This window comes from Pseudomonas sp. P1_F7, assembly GCF_056405655.1.
This window is the reverse complement of record NZ_JBFUBR010000010.1, coordinates 327,910-343,031: the sequence shown is the minus strand read 5'-3', so window position 1 is coordinate 343,031 and position 15,122 is coordinate 327,910. Positions and strand designations below refer to the sequence as shown.

12 protein-coding genes are annotated in these 15,122 nt (G+C 61.7%); 2 read left to right on the top strand and 10 right to left on the bottom strand.

What is annotated here, in order from left to right; translation table 11 throughout:
• Positions 1-11: 11 nt before the first annotated feature.
• The 10 genes from lysS to AC1D1M_RS16910 form a co-directional block, all read right to left on the bottom strand.
• Positions 12-1,514 carry a lysine--tRNA ligase gene (lysS, locus tag AC1D1M_RS16955; RefSeq protein WP_008051377.1) on the bottom strand — a complete coding sequence of 501 codons (1,503 nt, stop codon included), beginning with the start codon at positions 1,512-1,514 and terminating at the stop codon, positions 12-14.
• 110 nt (positions 1,515-1,624) lie between these two features.
• Positions 1,625-2,720, bottom strand: a protein-coding gene (gene prfB, locus AC1D1M_RS16950) for a peptide chain release factor 2 (protein WP_223458770.1) whose coding sequence is annotated in 2 segments (ribosomal slippage) — positions 1,625-2,647 and positions 2,649-2,720 — 1,095 coding nt in all. Because the reading frame shifts where the segments join, the coding sequence is not laid out codon by codon here.
• A 236-nt stretch (positions 2,721-2,956) separates the two neighbouring features.
• Positions 2,957-3,958, bottom strand: a complete 1,002-nt coding sequence (locus AC1D1M_RS16945; protein WP_477776531.1) for a diguanylate cyclase domain-containing protein — start codon at positions 3,956-3,958, stop codon at positions 2,957-2,959.
• Between the two features lie 48 nt (positions 3,959-4,006).
• The gene (cheB, locus tag AC1D1M_RS16940; RefSeq protein WP_477776530.1) at positions 4,007-5,017 is read right to left on the bottom strand and encodes a chemotaxis-specific protein-glutamate methyltransferase CheB; all 1,011 of its coding nucleotides are present in this window, start codon (positions 5,015-5,017) and stop codon (positions 4,007-4,009) included.
• Complete coding sequence (locus AC1D1M_RS16935; RefSeq protein ID WP_477776529.1) at positions 5,014-7,284, bottom strand: response regulator; 2,271 nt, start codon at positions 7,282-7,284, stop codon at positions 5,014-5,016. Before AC1D1M_RS16935 ends, cheB begins: the two co-directional genes overlap by 4 nt.
• A complete protein-coding gene (locus tag AC1D1M_RS16930; RefSeq protein WP_477776528.1) occupies positions 7,281-7,961 on the bottom strand; it encodes a chemotaxis protein CheW in 681 nt (226 codons plus the stop codon). Before AC1D1M_RS16930 ends, AC1D1M_RS16935 begins: the two co-directional genes overlap by 4 nt.
• Entirely contained in the window at positions 7,958-9,229 is a 1,272-nt protein-coding gene (locus AC1D1M_RS16925; RefSeq protein WP_477776527.1) for a CheR family methyltransferase, read from the bottom strand. Before AC1D1M_RS16925 ends, AC1D1M_RS16930 begins: the two co-directional genes overlap by 4 nt.
• A complete protein-coding gene (locus AC1D1M_RS16920; RefSeq protein WP_477776526.1) occupies positions 9,226-9,762 on the bottom strand; it encodes a chemotaxis protein CheW in 537 nt (178 codons plus the stop codon). Before AC1D1M_RS16920 ends, AC1D1M_RS16925 begins: the two co-directional genes overlap by 4 nt.
• The gene (locus tag AC1D1M_RS16915; RefSeq protein ID WP_477776525.1) at positions 9,762-11,384 is read right to left on the bottom strand and encodes a methyl-accepting chemotaxis protein; all 1,623 of its coding nucleotides are present in this window, start codon (positions 11,382-11,384) and stop codon (positions 9,762-9,764) included. The genes AC1D1M_RS16920 and AC1D1M_RS16915 overlap by 1 nt, the downstream gene beginning before the upstream one ends.
• Positions 11,385-11,689: 305 nt before the next feature.
• Positions 11,690-12,382 (bottom strand): tellurite resistance TerB family protein, encoded by a 693-nt coding sequence (locus AC1D1M_RS16910; protein WP_477776524.1) that lies wholly within the window; start codon positions 12,380-12,382, stop codon positions 11,690-11,692.
• A gap of 194 nt (positions 12,383-12,576) precedes the next feature.
• On the opposite strand from AC1D1M_RS16910, the gene AC1D1M_RS16905 reads away from it, so the two are divergent.
• Together AC1D1M_RS16905 and AC1D1M_RS16900 are read left to right on the top strand one after the other, a co-directional pair.
• Entirely contained in the window at positions 12,577-13,491 is a 915-nt protein-coding gene (locus AC1D1M_RS16905) for a LysR family transcriptional regulator (protein ID WP_007975056.1), read from the top strand.
• A gap of 148 nt (positions 13,492-13,639) precedes the next feature.
• Entirely contained in the window at positions 13,640-15,097 is a 1,458-nt protein-coding gene (locus tag AC1D1M_RS16900) for a gamma-aminobutyraldehyde dehydrogenase (protein WP_477776555.1), read from the top strand.
• Positions 15,098-15,122: the final 25 nt, after the last annotated feature.

Below are 15,122 nucleotides of genomic sequence, written 5' to 3'. Positions count from 1 at the left end.
AATTGAAACACTTACGCTTGCGGCCGCATGTGCGGGAACAGGATCACGTCGCGGATCGACGGTGAGTTGGTCAGCAGCATCACCAGACGGTCGATACCGATGCCTTCACCGGCCGTTGGCGGCATGCCGTACTCCAGTGCACGAACGAAATCGGCGTCGTAGTGCATGGCTTCGTCGTCACCGGCGTCCTTGTCGGCCACCTGGGCCATGAAGCGCTCGGCCTGGTCTTCCGCGTCGTTCAACTCGGAGTAGGCGTTGGCGATTTCACGACCACCGATGAACAGCTCGAAACGGTCGGTGACGTTCGGGTTGTCGTCGTTACGACGGGCCAGCGGCGACACTTCGAACGGGTACTGGGTAATGAAGTGCGGCTGTTCCAGCTTGTGCTCGACCAGCTCTTCGAAAATCATTACCTGCAATTTGCCCAGGCCTTCGAAGCCCAGCACCTTGGCGCCGGCCTTCTTGGCGATGGCGCGGGCCTTGTCGATGTCGTTCAGGTCGTCAGCGGTCAGCTCAGGGTTGTACTTGAGGATCGAGTCGAACACCGACAGACGCACGAACGGTTCGCCGAAGTGGAACACCTTGTCGCCGTACGGCACGTCGGTGCTGCCCAGAACCAGCTGAGCCAGTTCACGGAACAGTTCTTCGGTCAGGTCCATGTTGTCTTCGTAGTCGGCGTAAGCCTGGTAGAACTCCAACATGGTGAATTCAGGGTTGTGACGAGTCGAAACGCCTTCGTTACGGAAGTTGCGGTTGATCTCGAACACTTTTTCAAACCCGCCAACGACAAGGCGCTTGAGGTACAGCTCCGGCGCGATACGCAGGAACATGCCCATGTCCAGCGCATTGTGGTGGGTTTCGAACGGCTTGGCTGCCGCGCCGCCAGGAATGGTCTGCAGCATCGGCGTTTCCACTTCCAGGAAGTCACGCTTCATCAGGAAGCTGCGGATGTGCGCGATGACTTGCGAACGCACGCGGAAAGTCTGGCGCACGTCTTCGTTGACGATCAGGTCAACGTAGCGCTGACGGTAGCGCTGTTCGGTGTCGGTCAGGCCGTGGTGCTTGTCCGGCAGCGGACGCAGGGATTTGGTCAGCAGGCGCACGTTGGTCATTTCAACGTACAGGTCACCCTTACCGGAACGGGCCAGGGTGCCTTCGGCTGCAATGATGTCGCCCATGTCCCAGGTTTTCACCGCGGCCAGGGTTTCTTCAGACAGGGTCTTGCGGTTGACGTAGACCTGGATACGACCGGTCATGTCCTGGATCACCATGAACGAGCCACGGTTGAGCATGATACGACCGGCAACCTTGACCGGGATCGCAGCCTCTGCCAGCTCTTCCTTGGTCTTGTCCGCGTACTGTTTCTGCAGTTGTTCGCAGTAGTTTTCGCGGCGGAAGTCGTTCGGGAAGGCATTGCCCTTGGCGCGCTCGGCAGCAAGCTTTTCCTTGCGCAGGGCGATCAGGGAGTTTTCTTCCTGTTGCAGGGCTTGCGGGTCGAGTTCTAGGTCGCTCATGTCTTTAAAAATTCCATCAGGTTCGTTGTCCCCAGCCTGCGGCTGGGGATCGCGGGCAAGCCCGCTCCTACAAGGATCGCGCTGAGTCAGCCGATCCTGTATTGCATTGCTTACAGCCCGGACTTCAGGCTCGCTTCCAGGTATTCGTCGATGTCGCCATCGAGCACCTTGTCACAGTCACTGCGTTCGATGTTGGTGCGCAGATCCTTGATCCGCGAGGCATCGAGCACGTACGAGCGAATCTGGTGACCCCAGCCAATGTCCGACTTGGTGTCTTCCAGCGCCTGGGACGCCGCGTTGCGCTTCTGTATTTCCTGCTCGTACAACTTGGCCCGCAGCATTTTCATGGCGGTGTCTTTGTTGGCGTGCTGGGAACGCTCGTTCTGGCAGCTGACCACGGTGTTGGTCGGTACGTGGGTGATACGTACGGCCGAGTCGGTGGTGTTTACGTGCTGACCACCGGCACCCGAGGAGCGATAGGTATCGATCCGCAAGTCTGCCGGGTTGATTTCGATTTCCACCTTGTCATCGATCTCTGGCGAGACGAACACCGCGGAGAACGAGGTGTGGCGACGGTTGCCGGAGTCGAACGGGCTCTTGCGCACCAGACGGTGCACGCCGATCTCGGTACGCAGCCAGCCAAAGGCGTATTCGCCCTTGATGTGCACGGTGGCGCCCTTGATCCCGGCGACTTCACCGGCCGACAGCTCCATGATGGTCGCGTCGAAACCGCGTTTGTCGGCCCAGCGCAGGTACATGCGCAGCAGTATGTTGGCCCAGTCCTGGGCTTCGGTGCCGCCGGAACCGGCCTGGATGTCCAGGTAGGCGTTGTTCGGGTCCATTTCATGGCTGAACATGCGCCGGAATTCCAGCTTGGCGAGGCTTTCCTCAAGACGGGCCAGCTCGGCGACGACATCACCCACTGCGCCTTCGTCGTTCTCTTCAACGGCCATGTCCAGCAGGTCGCGGCAATCGGCCAGACCCGTGTTCAATTCGTCCAGGGTATCGACGATCTGCGCCAGCGCAGCGCGCTCGCGGCCCAGTTCCTGGGCGTATTCAGGTTTGTTCCAGACACTCGGATCTTCAAGCTCGCGATTGACTTCGGTCAGACGCTCATGCTTTTGATCGTAGTCAAAGATACCCCCGAATAGTTTCGGAGCGCTCGGACAGGTCCTTGATGGTGTTCAGGATCGGGTTGATTTCCATGACGGGCAGCACTCGTTGGCGAACTTTTGAAAGCCGGCGAGTATACCGGGAAACGGCCGGCAACGGCAGTCCGCTTGGCCGAAAAGGCAGGTTTACCGGCGATCTTTGCAACCACGCAGAACCCTGTAGGAGCGAGCTTGCTCGCGAAAAAGCCAAAAGCAACGCTGGGCATCTGGCTCTACGCGTTATCGTTCACGACCATCGCGAGCAAGCTCGCTCCTACAAGGGGAAACGGCTCACTCAACCCCCACCTGATTACGCCCATTGTTCTTCGCCGAATACAGCCCCTTGTCCGCCGCCAGGATCAGGTCGCGGCAGTTGCTGCCCGCTTTCGGCGTGATAGTCGACAGGCCGATGCTGATGGTCAGGCTTGATCCTTCGCTCGGCGAGTTGTGCGGGATCTTCAGGGCTGCCACGGTCTGGCGCAGCTTCTCGGCCACCAGCCGCGCACCGCCCGGTGAGGTGTTGGGCAGCACCAGCGCGAACTCTTCACCGCCGTAGCGGGCCGGCAGGTCCGAAGGCCGGGCGCTGGCATCCTTGATCGCCGCGGCGACCTTGCGCAGGGCTTCATCGCCTTCCAGGTGGCCGAAGCTGTCGTTGTAGGCCTTGAAGTAGTCGACATCGATCATCAGCAACGACAACTGGCTCTGCTCACGCAGCGAACGGCGCCACTCCAGCTCCATGTATTCATCGAAGTGCCGACGGTTCGACAGCCCGGTCAGGCCATCGGAGTTCATCAGGCGTTGCAGCACCAGATTGGTGTCGAGCAGTTGCTGCTGGCTGACCCGCAACGCGCGGTACGCCGCGTCCCGTTGCAGCAGGGTCATGTAGGAGCGCGAGTGATAGCGGATGCGCGCGACCAGTTCGATGTTGTCCGGCAGCTTGACCAGATAATCGTTGGCCCCGGCCGCAAAGGCCGCGCTCTTGATCAACGGGTCTTCCTTGGTCGACAGGACGATGATCGGAATGTCCTTGGTCGCCGGGTGATTGCGGTATTCGCGCACCAGACTCAGGCCATCAAGGCCGGGCATCACCAGATCCTGCAGGATCACTGTCGGCTTGATGCGCACCGCGTGGGCGATGGCCTGGTGCGGGTCGGCGCAGAAGTGGAAATCGATATTCTCTTCGTTCGCCAGGCCGCGGCGCACGGCTTCGCCGATCATGGCCTGATCGTCCACCAGCAACACCATGGCGGCGTTTTCGTCGGTCTTGAAGTCGTCGAGCTGTAATTCAGTCATGTGCGGTCACCTGAGTACTACTTGAGCCAGGAATGAGGAAAAAGGTGCTCATTTGGCGAAAATCTCCAGCAAACGTGGCGCTATCTTGTCCAGCGGGCGAATCTCTACAGCAGCGTCGATGGCCGCGGCCGCCTTCGGCATGCCGTACACTGCACTGCTGCGTTGGTCTTGTGCGATGGTCAGGTAGCCCTGTTGGCGCATGAGTTTAAGCCCTTGGGCGCCATCACGCCCCATGCCGGTGAGCAAAACCCCTATGGCGTCACCGTTCCAGTAACTGGCCACGCTTTCGAAGAACACATCGATGGAGGGCCGGTAGATCTCGTTGACCGGTTCGGCGGTGTAGGCCAGCGTGCCGTTTTTCAGCAAGCGAATATGGTGATTGGTGCCGGCCAACAACACCGTGCCGCTTTGCGGCGGCTCGCCTTCCTCGGCCAACCGCACGTTGAGGCCGCTGGCGCTGGCGAGCCATTCAGCCATGCCGGCGGCAAACACCTGGTCAACGTGCTGTACCAGCACGATGGCCGGAGAAAAATTGTGCGGCAGTCCCTTGAGCAAGACTTCCAGCGCTGCCGGTCCACCGGCCGATGAGCCAATGGCGATCAGGCTCTTGCGTGAGCCCGAACTGCGCAACGGTGCCGGCGTCGGGCGCGGACGGTTGCCCTTGTCGCCGATCAGCCAGCCGATGTTGATGATCTTGCGCAACAACGGCGCGGCCGCTTCCTGGGCATTGCCGGCACCGACGGCCGGGGTGTCGACCACGTCCAGCGCACCGTGGCCCATGGCCTCGAACACCCGGTGCACGTTCTGCTGGTGATCCACAGTGACGATGACGATGGCACACGGGGTCTCGGCCATGATCCGCCGCGTGGCCTCGACGCCATCCATCACCGGCATGATCAGGTCCATCAGAATCAGGTCCGGCGTGTCCAGCGCGCACTGGCGCACCGCTTCGGCGCCATTGCCGGCGACCCAGACCACCTCGTGTGTCGGCTCGAATGCCAGGGCGCGGCGCAGGGCCTCCACCGCCATGGGCATGTCGTTGACGATTGCGATCCTCATGCCCGCGCTCCTCCAATGAGCTCGACCACTGCATCGAGCAAGGCGTCGTCATGGAAACTGGCCTTGGCTAGATAATAGTCGGCCCCGGCATCCAGTCCACGGCGCCGATCCTCTTCACGATCCTTGTAGGACACCACCATCACCGGCAGCGATTGCAGGCGATTATCCCGACGCAGCAGCGTGACCAGTTCGATGCCATCCATGCGCGGCATATCAATGTCGGTGATCAGCAGATCGAAATCCTCCGAACGCAGCGCGTTCCAGCCGTCCATGCCGTCCACCGCAACCGCCACGTCGTATCCGCGATTGAGCAACAGCTTGCGCTGCAACTCTCGCACGGTCAGGGAATCATCCACCACCAGAATTCGTTTGCGGGCCGCCTCGACCACCTGATCGCTGCGACGGGCAATGCGCTCCAGACGACCCGTGTTGAGCAACTTTTCCACCGAACGCAGCATGTCTTCGACATCAACGATCAGCACCACCGAACCGTCGTCGAGCAGGGCCCCGGCGGAAATGTCCTGCACCTTGCCCAGACGCTCATCCAGCGGCAACACCACCAATGTCCGCTCACCGATAAACCGTTCCACTGCCACACCGTAGATCGCATCGCGCTCGCGAATCACCACGACTTTCAGGGTTTGCCCGCCATTCTGGCTGGCCGGGCGTTGCAGCAACTGACTGGCCGCCACCAGGCCGACATGCTGGCCTTCGTGCCAGAAATGCTGGCGACCTTCGACCTGCACGATATCCGCCGGTTCCAGATCACACATGCGCTCGATGTGCGCCAGCGGGAAGGCATAGGCTTCGTCGCCGACTTCCACGACCAGGCTGCGCACCACCGACAGGGTCAGCGGCACTTCGAGATGGAAACGACTGCCCTCGCCCGCCGTTTGCTCCAGCACCACCGCGCCACGCAACTGCCGGACCATGTGCTGCACCGCATCCAGGCCGACGCCGCGACCGGACACCTCGGTGACCGTGTCGCGCAGACTGAAACCGGGCAGGAACAAGAACGTCAGCAGCTCTTCTTCGCTCAACTGAGCGGCGGTTTGCGCGGGCGACAAACTTCGTTCAACGATACTGCGACGGACCTTTTCCAGGTCCACGCCGTTTCCGTCATCGCTCAATTCAAGCACCAGCAAACCGGCCTGATGCGAAGCGCGCAGGCGAATCAAACCTTCCGCCGGCTTGCCTGCCAGCAGGCGCTGCTCCGGGGTTTCGATGCCGTGGTCGACCGCGTTGCGCAACAGATGAGTCAGCGGCGCTTCGAGCTTTTCCAGCACGTCGCGATCAACCTGAGTCTTCTCGCCTTCAATCTCCAGGCGCACCTGTTTGCCCAGGTCGCGCCCTAGATCCCGGACCATCCGCACCTGCCCGGTCAGCACATCGGCAAACGGCCGCATGCGACAGGCCAGCGCCGTGTCGTACAACACCTGCGCCCGCTGGCTGGCATGCCAGGCGAACTCATCGAGTTCGGCGTTCTTTTCCATGAGCAGTTGATGGGATTGCGCAAGCAATCGCCGCGCATCTTCAAGGGTTTCCTGGGCCTCCAGGCTCAAGGCGTGATCCTTGAGATGCACATTGAGACTCTCCAGTGCGCGCAGGCTGTTGCTCTGCATGCGCTTGAGTCGCTGCATGGTCGCCAGGTGCGGTTTGAGCCGCAGGGTTTCCACCAGGGATTTGCTCGACAGATCGAGCAGGCTGTTCAGGCGCTCGGCCGTGACACGCAGCACACGTTCACCGTTTTCGGTGGTGCGTTTGGCCTTGCGCGGAGCTGGCGTCGATGGCGGTTCGACGGCAGGCGCCGGTGGCTCGACCTTGGGCGCGGGGGCTTCGAGCTCAAGCTCGGCCATCACCGGTACAGCGGGCGGGGCCGCCGGGTCCAGCAACCGCGCCATCAACACCACGTAGGCCTCGATGTCCGCGACCTCCGGGTTGTTGCTCGGTGTGGCGATGCGCGTCAGCAAATCGGTGCCTTGCAGCAACGCATCGATGTGCTCAGGGCGCAGCAACAGGCGCCCTTCCTGGGCACTGACCAGGCAATCTTCCATCACATGGGCAACACTGACCCCGGCATCGACGCCAACGATACGCGCCGCCCCCTTGAGCGAGTGCGCCGCACGCATGCACGATTCAAGTTGATCGGCCTGGGTCGGGTCGCGTTCAAGTGCCAGCAGGCCGGCACTCAAGACCTGGGTCTGGGCTTCAGCCTCCAGGCTGAACAGTTCCAGCAAAGAGGTGTCGCGCATTTGCTCGGGGGTCATGTGAGGCTCCGGGTCACGGCGGACAGCAGCTGCTCTTCATCCAGCCAACGCAGGCTGCGACCTTTGAATTGCAACACGCCACGGGTGTATTTGGCGCTGGCCTGAGTACCCGAGCGCGACGCGGCATCGAGGATGCGCTCGTCGATGGCGTGAATCCCGTCGACTTCGTCCACCGGCACCACCACCGGCCCGCCATCGGCGGCGATGATCAGCATGCGCGGCATGACCCGCGTGCCGGACACAGCGTTGCCGGTGCCGTCAAGCCCGAGCAACTCCACCAGCGACAGGCAGGCGACCAGCGCACCGCGTACATTCGCCACGCCGAGCAACGCGCGGGAACGTTGATGCGGCAAGGAGTGAATCGCTTGCAGCGGCGCCACCTCGACCAGACTACGGGTCGCGAGACCCAGCCACTCTTCACCCAGACGGAACATCAGCAACGAGCGGGTTTTCACCTCGCTCTCGACCGCGACGGACCCTGGCCCGCGATCCTCCTGCTGCAACGCATAGCGATCCAGCAAGCGTGTGGCGGCCGCCGAATACACCGCACAATTGCGGCAATGAATATGCTCGCTGAGCAGCGGGCAGGACTTGTCGCCGTGGATACCAATGCGGTTCCAGCAATCGTCGATGGCCTGGGCATCCCGGGTGACGCTAAAGGTGTCGGAAGCGATCATCGTTTACGCTCACTGTCGGCGGCGCGCTCGCTGCGGGCGGCACGTTCCTGCAATCGTCTGGCTCCCGGCGCGTCACCCTGGGCCTGCAGCAATCCGGCCAGGTGCATCAACGCCTCAGGATGTTGCGGTTCGAGGTACAACGCCTTGCGGTAAAACCCCTGGGCTTCAAGGGTATTGCCGGCCACATCGCTGAGCAGTCCCAGCCAATAAAAGACTTGAGCCACCGGCTCATGGCTGCGCAAGTAGCTTTCACACGCCGCTCGCGCCTCGGCACTTTTGCCTTCATCGGCCAGCGCGGCGATATTGGCCAGCAGCACAGCAGTGTCGGCACCTGAGGCTGCAGGCGCAGCCTGCGGCGGCGCAACCCGGGCAAACGGACGGCTGCGCACTGGCGCAGGCGGTGGATTGCGCAGCGGTTGCGGCACTGGCAAAGGCGCTGGAACGAATGCCGGCAAGGGTTCAGGGGCTGGAGTCTCTTGTCGACTGAACGCGAAGGACTGCGCGATACCGATCGAGCGCATCCCCAAACGCCCCAGCAGACTGCCTTCGGCCGGACCGATAAACAGCACGCCCTCAACGTGGGTCAGGCACTTGAGCACTTCGAAGACTTGCTTCTGGGTCGGCTGGTCGAAATAGATCAGCAGGTTGCGGCAAAACACGAAATCGAAGGGCGGTTCACCGGCCAGCAAGGCCGGATCCAGCAGATTGCCGACCTGCAGGCGCACTTGCTCGAGCACCCGCTGATCGAGGCGATAGCTCTCGCCCTCGGCAATGAAATGGCGGTCGCGAAACGCAATGTCGTCACCCCGGAAGGAATTCTTGCCGTACAACGCCCGCCGGGCTTTTTCCACTGACAACGGGCTGACGTCCATGCCGTCGACCTTGAACTGGTGCGGCTTGAGCCCGGCATCGAGCAACGCCATGGCGATCGAGTACGGTTCTTCGCCGGTGGAACACGGCAGGCTGAGAATCCGTAGCGCACGCAGGTTGTTGATCTCGGCCAGACGTTTGCTCGCCAGTTTCGCCAGGGTGGCGAAGGATTCCGGATAGCGGAAGAACCAGGTTTCCGGAACGATCACCGCTTCGATCAACGCCTGCTGCTCGTCCCGCGAGCCCTGCAGGGTGCGCCAATATTCATCGGCCGACACTGCTTGCGAAACGATGCTGCGCTGGCGCACCGCTCGCTCGATGATCGCAGGCCCTACCGAGGTCACGTCGAGTCCGATAGTTTCCTTGAGGAAATCGAAAAAACGCTGGTCGCTGTTCATGCCCGCTCCTGCAGCAGCGCCGGATCCATTGGCGGCGAAGGAAACAACAAGGCGCGCACCTGATCGTCCAGCAGATCGCCGACCCGTACCCATTGCAGCAAGCCCTGCTCGTCCTTGCGCACCGGCCCGAGGTAAGGCGTCTGGCGATTGTCCAGGCCGTAGGGCTGAAAATCCGCCGGATCGCAGCGCAAGGTGTCAGTCGCCTGTTCCAGAATCAGCCCGAGCAGCTGTGTCTCGGTGGTTTCATCCGGGCGATAGGTGACCAGCACCAGTCGCGTACTGGTACGGGCCTGTGCAGGCATACCAAACGTCAGGGCGCTCAAGTCGATCACCGGCACCACAGCGCCCCGATAGGCGAACACCCCGGCGACCCAGGCGGGGGCATGGGGAATAGGCTTCAAGGGCAGGCGCGGCAGCACTTCAGCCACTTCGATAGCCTTCAAGGCATAGCGCTCGTTGCCGATGCGAAACACCAGAAACAAGGCATGCAGCGCCTGCTTCACGGCAGAGCGTTTGGCCGTGATTTCGCTCATCAGACTTTGAATCGCGAAACGCCGCTGCGCAGCCCGACGGCCACCTGGCTCAGCTCATCGATGGCGAAACTGGCCTGGCGCAAGGACTCGACGGTCTGGCTGCTGGCATCGCCCAATTGCACCAGCGCGTGGTTGATCTGCTCGGCACCGGTTGCCTGGGCCTGCATGCCTTCGTTGACCATCAACACCCGCGGCGCCAGTGCCTGGACCTGATGGATGATCTGCGACAACTGCTCGCCGACCTGCTGCACCTCGGACATGCCGCGACGCACTTCTTCGGAGAACTTGTCCATGCCCATGACCCCGGCCGACACTGCCGACTGAATCTCACGCACCATCTGTTCGATGTCGTAGGTGGCGACAGCGGTCTGGTCCGCCAGACGCCGCACTTCGGTGGCGACCACGGCAAACCCGCGTCCGTATTCCCCGGCCTTCTCGGCCTCGATGGCAGCGTTGAGCGACAACAGGTTGGTCTGGTCGGCGACCTTGACGATGGTCACCACCACCTGATTGATGTTGCCGGCCTTCTCGTTGAGGATCGCCAGCTTGGCGTTGACCAGATCGGCCGCGCCCATCACCGAGTGCATGGTTTCCTCCATGCGCGCCAGGCCCTGCTGCCCGGAGCCGGCGGCCACGGAAGCCTGATCGGCGGCGGTGGAGACCTCGGTCATGGTGCGCACCAGATCTCGGGAAGTGGCGGCGATCTCACGGGAGGTCGCGCCGATTTCCGTGGTGGTCGCGGCGGTTTCCGTGGCGGTGGCTTGTTGCTGCTTGGACGTCGCGGCGATCTCGGTCACCGACGTGGTCACCTGCACCGACGAACGCTGGGCCTGGGACACCAGGGAAGTGAGCTCGGTCATCATGTCGTTGAAGCCGGTCTCTACCGCGCCGAATTCGTCCTTGCGCTCCAGGTTCAGACGGTTGCTGAGGTCACCGGTGCGCATGATTTCAAGGATTTTCACGATGCGGTTCATCGGTGCCATGATGGCGCGCATCAACAACAGGCCACAGAGGGCGGCGGCCAGCACCGCGATCGCCAGGGAAATGCCCATGATGACTTTGGCGGTGAGCACCGCATCATCAATGGCCGCGATTTCTGTGTCCGCCACGGTCTTGTTATGACGCAGGATGTCATTGACCTTCATTCGACCCGCTGTCCAGGTCGGAGTCAGTTCACTGTGGAACATGTTGACCGCCTCGGCGTTCTGGTTGCGTTTATGCAACTCGATCACCGCGGCCAGAATCCGGTGGTAGTCCTCATGAAGTTTTTCGAACGCTGCGAAATCGACCCTGTCTTCTTCATCGCCCATCGTTGCACGGTAGAGGTCCATCTGCTCTTTCAACCGCTCAGCGAAGCCCTTGAAGTTCGCGGCATCCTCGGCAGTGAAGCCCTGCCCTTCATCCAGGCCGAGCATGGCCTGAATGCGTACATAACTGTCGGACCACGCGCCACGAATCATCGAACTGTAATACAACCCTGGCAGGGCGTCCTCACGCACGCTGGCCTCGCTGTTTTCGATCGTCAACAGCCGGGAATATGAGACGACCACCATCAGCAACATGATGGCGACAATTACCGCAAAGCTCGCCAAAATTCGTTGGCGTAACGTCCAGTTCTTCACAGTCAATCCTCGGGGCCCGATTCGAAATGCGGGGAGTATAGCTGAGGGCGGTGTTTCATTTATAAGACGGTTGCGCGCCACTTCTCATCCCGCTGAAAAAAGGCGGGATGGGCTCTGGGTGGGGACTGTCCGCTAATGAAGGGGATGGGGGCCAGGGGTGATTGGGTAGAAAGGGGCGCTGGTGTGGCTGAAAACGCCATCGCGAGCAGGCTCGCTCCCACATTGAATCTCTGGCGTACGCAGAATCTGTGATCACTGAAGACCTGATGTGGGAGCGAGCCTGCTCGCGAATGCAGTCTGAAGGTTTACAGGGAGGCCTGGCGAACCTGCTTCTCAAGCTCAGCCTTCAACCCCGGCTCGAGCTTGAGCTGCCGCGCCAGCTCATCGAGGTAGGCCTTCTCCATGAAGTTTTCCTCGTCCACCATCATCACGCTGGCGATATACATCTCGGCGGCGATTTCCGGGGAGCGGGCGGCGCGGGCGACATCGCTCGGGTCCAGCGGCTTGTTGAGCTCGGCGTGCAGCCAGTGTTGCAGTTCCTGATCGCTGTCGAGCCGGGTGAATTCGCCTTCGATCAAGGCACGCTCACGCTCATCGACATGACCGTCAGCCTTGGCCGCAGCCACCAGCGCCTTGAGAATCGCCTGACTGTGCAACTCGACTTGCGCGGCCGGTAAGCGGTCCAGGGTTTGCGGCTCCGTACCGGCTGCACCGCCCTGCTGCGCCTGCCAGTTGCCGTAGGCTTTATAGGCCAGCACGCCCAACGCGGCGAGACCGCCGTAAACCGCGACCTTGCCCCCGACTTTACGGGCCTTTTTGCTGCCGAGCAGTAAGCCCATGGCGCCTGCCGCCAATGCCCCGCCGCTCGCACCGGAGAGCAAACTGCCGAGGGCACCGGTGCCGCCGTTCGCGCCCTTTTGCTGTGTGCTACCGGCCTTGTTCTGCAACAATTCCTGACCGGATTTGAGTAGTTGATCAAGCAATCCACGGGTGTTCATTTGCCACCTCCACAAGACGTTTAACCTGAAATCAAGGCCAGCAGCCTAGATCGAAAGTGCCCACACCCCGTGCGCGAGAGTGCTTCCAGATGTTGCGTTCCCTCAACGCGCGCATTGCCATTGCGCCTGCCCATCGAAAAAAAAGATATACACTCCCGTAAATCGATAAAAACAGCCCGCCGGGTATGCTCCCCATGATGACCTTGCGTCAGATCCGTCACTTCATCGCCGTGGCCGAGACCGGCTCGATCTCGGCCGCCGCGCAAACCGCGTTCATTTCCCAGTCGACCCTGACCCTGGCGATCCAGCAACTGGAGGAGGAAATTGGCGTCAGCCTGTTCAGCCGCCACGCCAAGGGCATGACCCTGACCCACCAGGGCCATCAATTCCTGCGTCAGGCGCACTTGATCCTGGCCACGGTGGATAACGCCAAGCGCAGCCTGCAACAGAGCACCGATCAGGTCGCCGGGCAGTTGATCGTCGGCGTGACCAGCCTGGTCGCCGGCTATTACCTGGCGGATTTGCTCACCCGTTTCCAGCGTGCCTATCCCAATGTGGAAATTCGGGTGATGGAGGACGAACGCCCGTACATCGAGCATTTGCTGGTCAGCGGCGAGATCGATGTCGGCGTGCTGATCCTCTCCAACCTCGAAGACCGCCACGCCCTGCAGACCGAAGTGCTGACCCACTCACCCCACCGGCTATGGCTGCCGGCCCAGCACCCGTTGCTGGAACACGACAGCATCAACCTCGCCGACGTGGCCCGCGAACCATTGATTCAACTGAACGTCGATGAAATGGACCGCAACGCCCAGCGCATGTGGTCCGCCGCCTCCCTGCAACCGCGCATCACCCTGCGCACGGCCTCGACGGAAGCGGTGCGAAGCCTGGTGGCCGCCGGATTGGGCGTGTCGATCCAGCCCGACATGACCTATCGCCCGTGGTCACTGGAGGGCGACATCATTGAAGCCCGGCCGATTGCCGACCTCAGCCAGACCCTTGATGTAGGCCTGGCGTGGCGTCGCGGCACGGCGCGGCCGGCGCTGGTGGACCCATTCCTCACGGTCGCCCGCGAACAACCCCACGGCGGGCGCAAGCCATCTATTTAATCGAACGCCGCCTTCAGTATTTAGTATTTGTTGTCCTCGGGTCCGCCAACTAGTCTTGTTGCATCTAATAAAGACGGCCGGGCCCCCAGTCACAGGGAGCGCTGCCATGTCGACACAAGAAGCCACACAAAAAACGAGAATCCGAAAAATGGCCGGCGCGCAAACCCCGTTGTTCACCGCATTGTTGATCGATGGTGAATTAGTCGCCGGTCAAGGCTGCGTCGAGCCGATTCTCAACCCGGCCACTGGCGAAGTCATCACACAGATCGCCGAAGCCAGCACCGAGCAAGTCGAAGCCGCGATCCTCGCCGCCCACCGTGCCTTTGCCGGTTGGTCGCGGACCACGCCACAGCAACGTTCGAACCTGTTGCTGGACATCGCCAACGCCATCGAAAAAAACGCCGACCTGCTGGCCCGCCTCGAATCCATGAACTGCGGCAAGCCGTTGCACCTGGCCCGTCAGGATGACCTGAATGCCACAGTCGACGTGTTCCGCTTCTTCGCCGGTGCCGTGCGCTGCCAGACCGGCCAGCTCAGTGGCGAATACCTGCCGGGCTACACCAGCATGGTGCGCCGCGATCCGATTGGCGTGGTCGCCTCCATCGCGCCTTGGAACTACCCGATCATGATGGCCGCGTGGAAAATCGCCCCGGCCCTCGCCGCCGGCAACACCCTGGTGTTCAAGCCGTCGGAACACACACCGCTGTCAATCCTTGCCCTGGCGCCAGCGCTGGCCGAGATCCTCCCACGGGGTGTGATCAACATCGTTTGCGGTGGTGGCGAAGGCGTCGGCAGCCACCTGGTGAATCACCCTAAAGTGCGTATGGTGTCGCTGACCGGCGATATCGTCACTGGCCAGAAAATTCTTCAAGCCGCCGCCAAAACCCTCAAACGCACCCACCTCGAACTCGGCGGCAAGGCTCCGGTGATCGTCTGCAACGATGCCGACATTCAGGCCGTGGTCGAAGGCGTGCGCACCTACGGCTATTACAACGCCGGCCAGGATTGCACCGCTGCCTGCCGCATTTATGCCCAGGCCGGGATTCATGACCGTTTGGTGGCCGAACTCGGCGCGGCCGTCAGCAGCCTGCGCTTCGCCGGCAAACGCGACGCCGACAACGAAATCGGCCCGCTGATCAGCACCCGCCAGCGCGACCGCGTGGCCAGTTTTGTCGAACGCGCCCTCGGCCAGCCGCACATCGAGCGGGTCACCGGTGCAGCCGTGCATTCCGGCGCCGGCTTCTATTACCAGCCGACCCTGCTCGCCGGCTGCAAGCAAAGTGACGAGATCGTCCAGCGCGAAGTGTTCGGGCCGGTGGTCACCGTGACCCGCTTCGATGAACTGGAACAAGCGGTGGACTGGGCCAACGATTCGGAATACGGCCTGGCCTCGTCGGTCTGGACCCAGAACCTCGACAAGGCCATGCAGGTCGCGGCGCGCTTGCAGTACGGCTGCACCTGGATCAACAGCCACTTCATGCTGGTCAGCGAAATGCCCCATGGCGGCCTGAAACGTTCGGGCTACGGCAAAGACCTGTCCAGCGATTCGCTTCAGGACTACAGCGTGGTGCGGCACATCATGGCCCGCCATGGCGAGCATCTCTGACTACGCTAATAACAAGCCACCAACG

Coding starts and splice junctions, on each gene's coding strand:
- lysS (WP_008051377.1), bottom strand. CDS start 1,514: ATGAGCGACCTAGAACTCGACCCGCAAGCCCTGCAACAGGAAGAAAAC.
- AC1D1M_RS16910 (WP_477776524.1), bottom strand. CDS start 12,382: ATGAACACCCGTGGATTGCTTGATCAACTACTCAAATCCGGTCAGGAA.
- AC1D1M_RS16920 (WP_477776526.1), bottom strand. CDS start 9,762: ATGAGCGAAATCACGGCCAAACGCTCTGCCGTGAAGCAGGCGCTGCAT.
- AC1D1M_RS16930 (WP_477776528.1), bottom strand. CDS start 7,961: ATGATCGCTTCCGACACCTTTAGCGTCACCCGGGATGCCCAGGCCATC.
- cheB (WP_477776530.1), bottom strand. CDS start 5,017: ATGAGGATCGCAATCGTCAACGACATGCCCATGGCGGTGGAGGCCCTG.
- AC1D1M_RS16945 (WP_477776531.1), bottom strand. CDS start 3,958: ATGACTGAATTACAGCTCGACGACTTCAAGACCGACGAAAACGCCGCC.
- AC1D1M_RS16935 (WP_477776529.1), bottom strand. CDS start 7,284: ATGACCCCCGAGCAAATGCGCGACACCTCTTTGCTGGAACTGTTCAGC.
- AC1D1M_RS16900 (WP_477776555.1), top strand. CDS start 13,640: ATGGCCGGCGCGCAAACCCCGTTGTTCACCGCATTGTTGATCGATGGT.
- AC1D1M_RS16925 (WP_477776527.1), bottom strand. CDS start 9,229: ATGAACAGCGACCAGCGTTTTTTCGATTTCCTCAAGGAAACTATCGGA.
- AC1D1M_RS16905 (WP_007975056.1), top strand. CDS start 12,577: ATGATGACCTTGCGTCAGATCCGTCACTTCATCGCCGTGGCCGAGACC.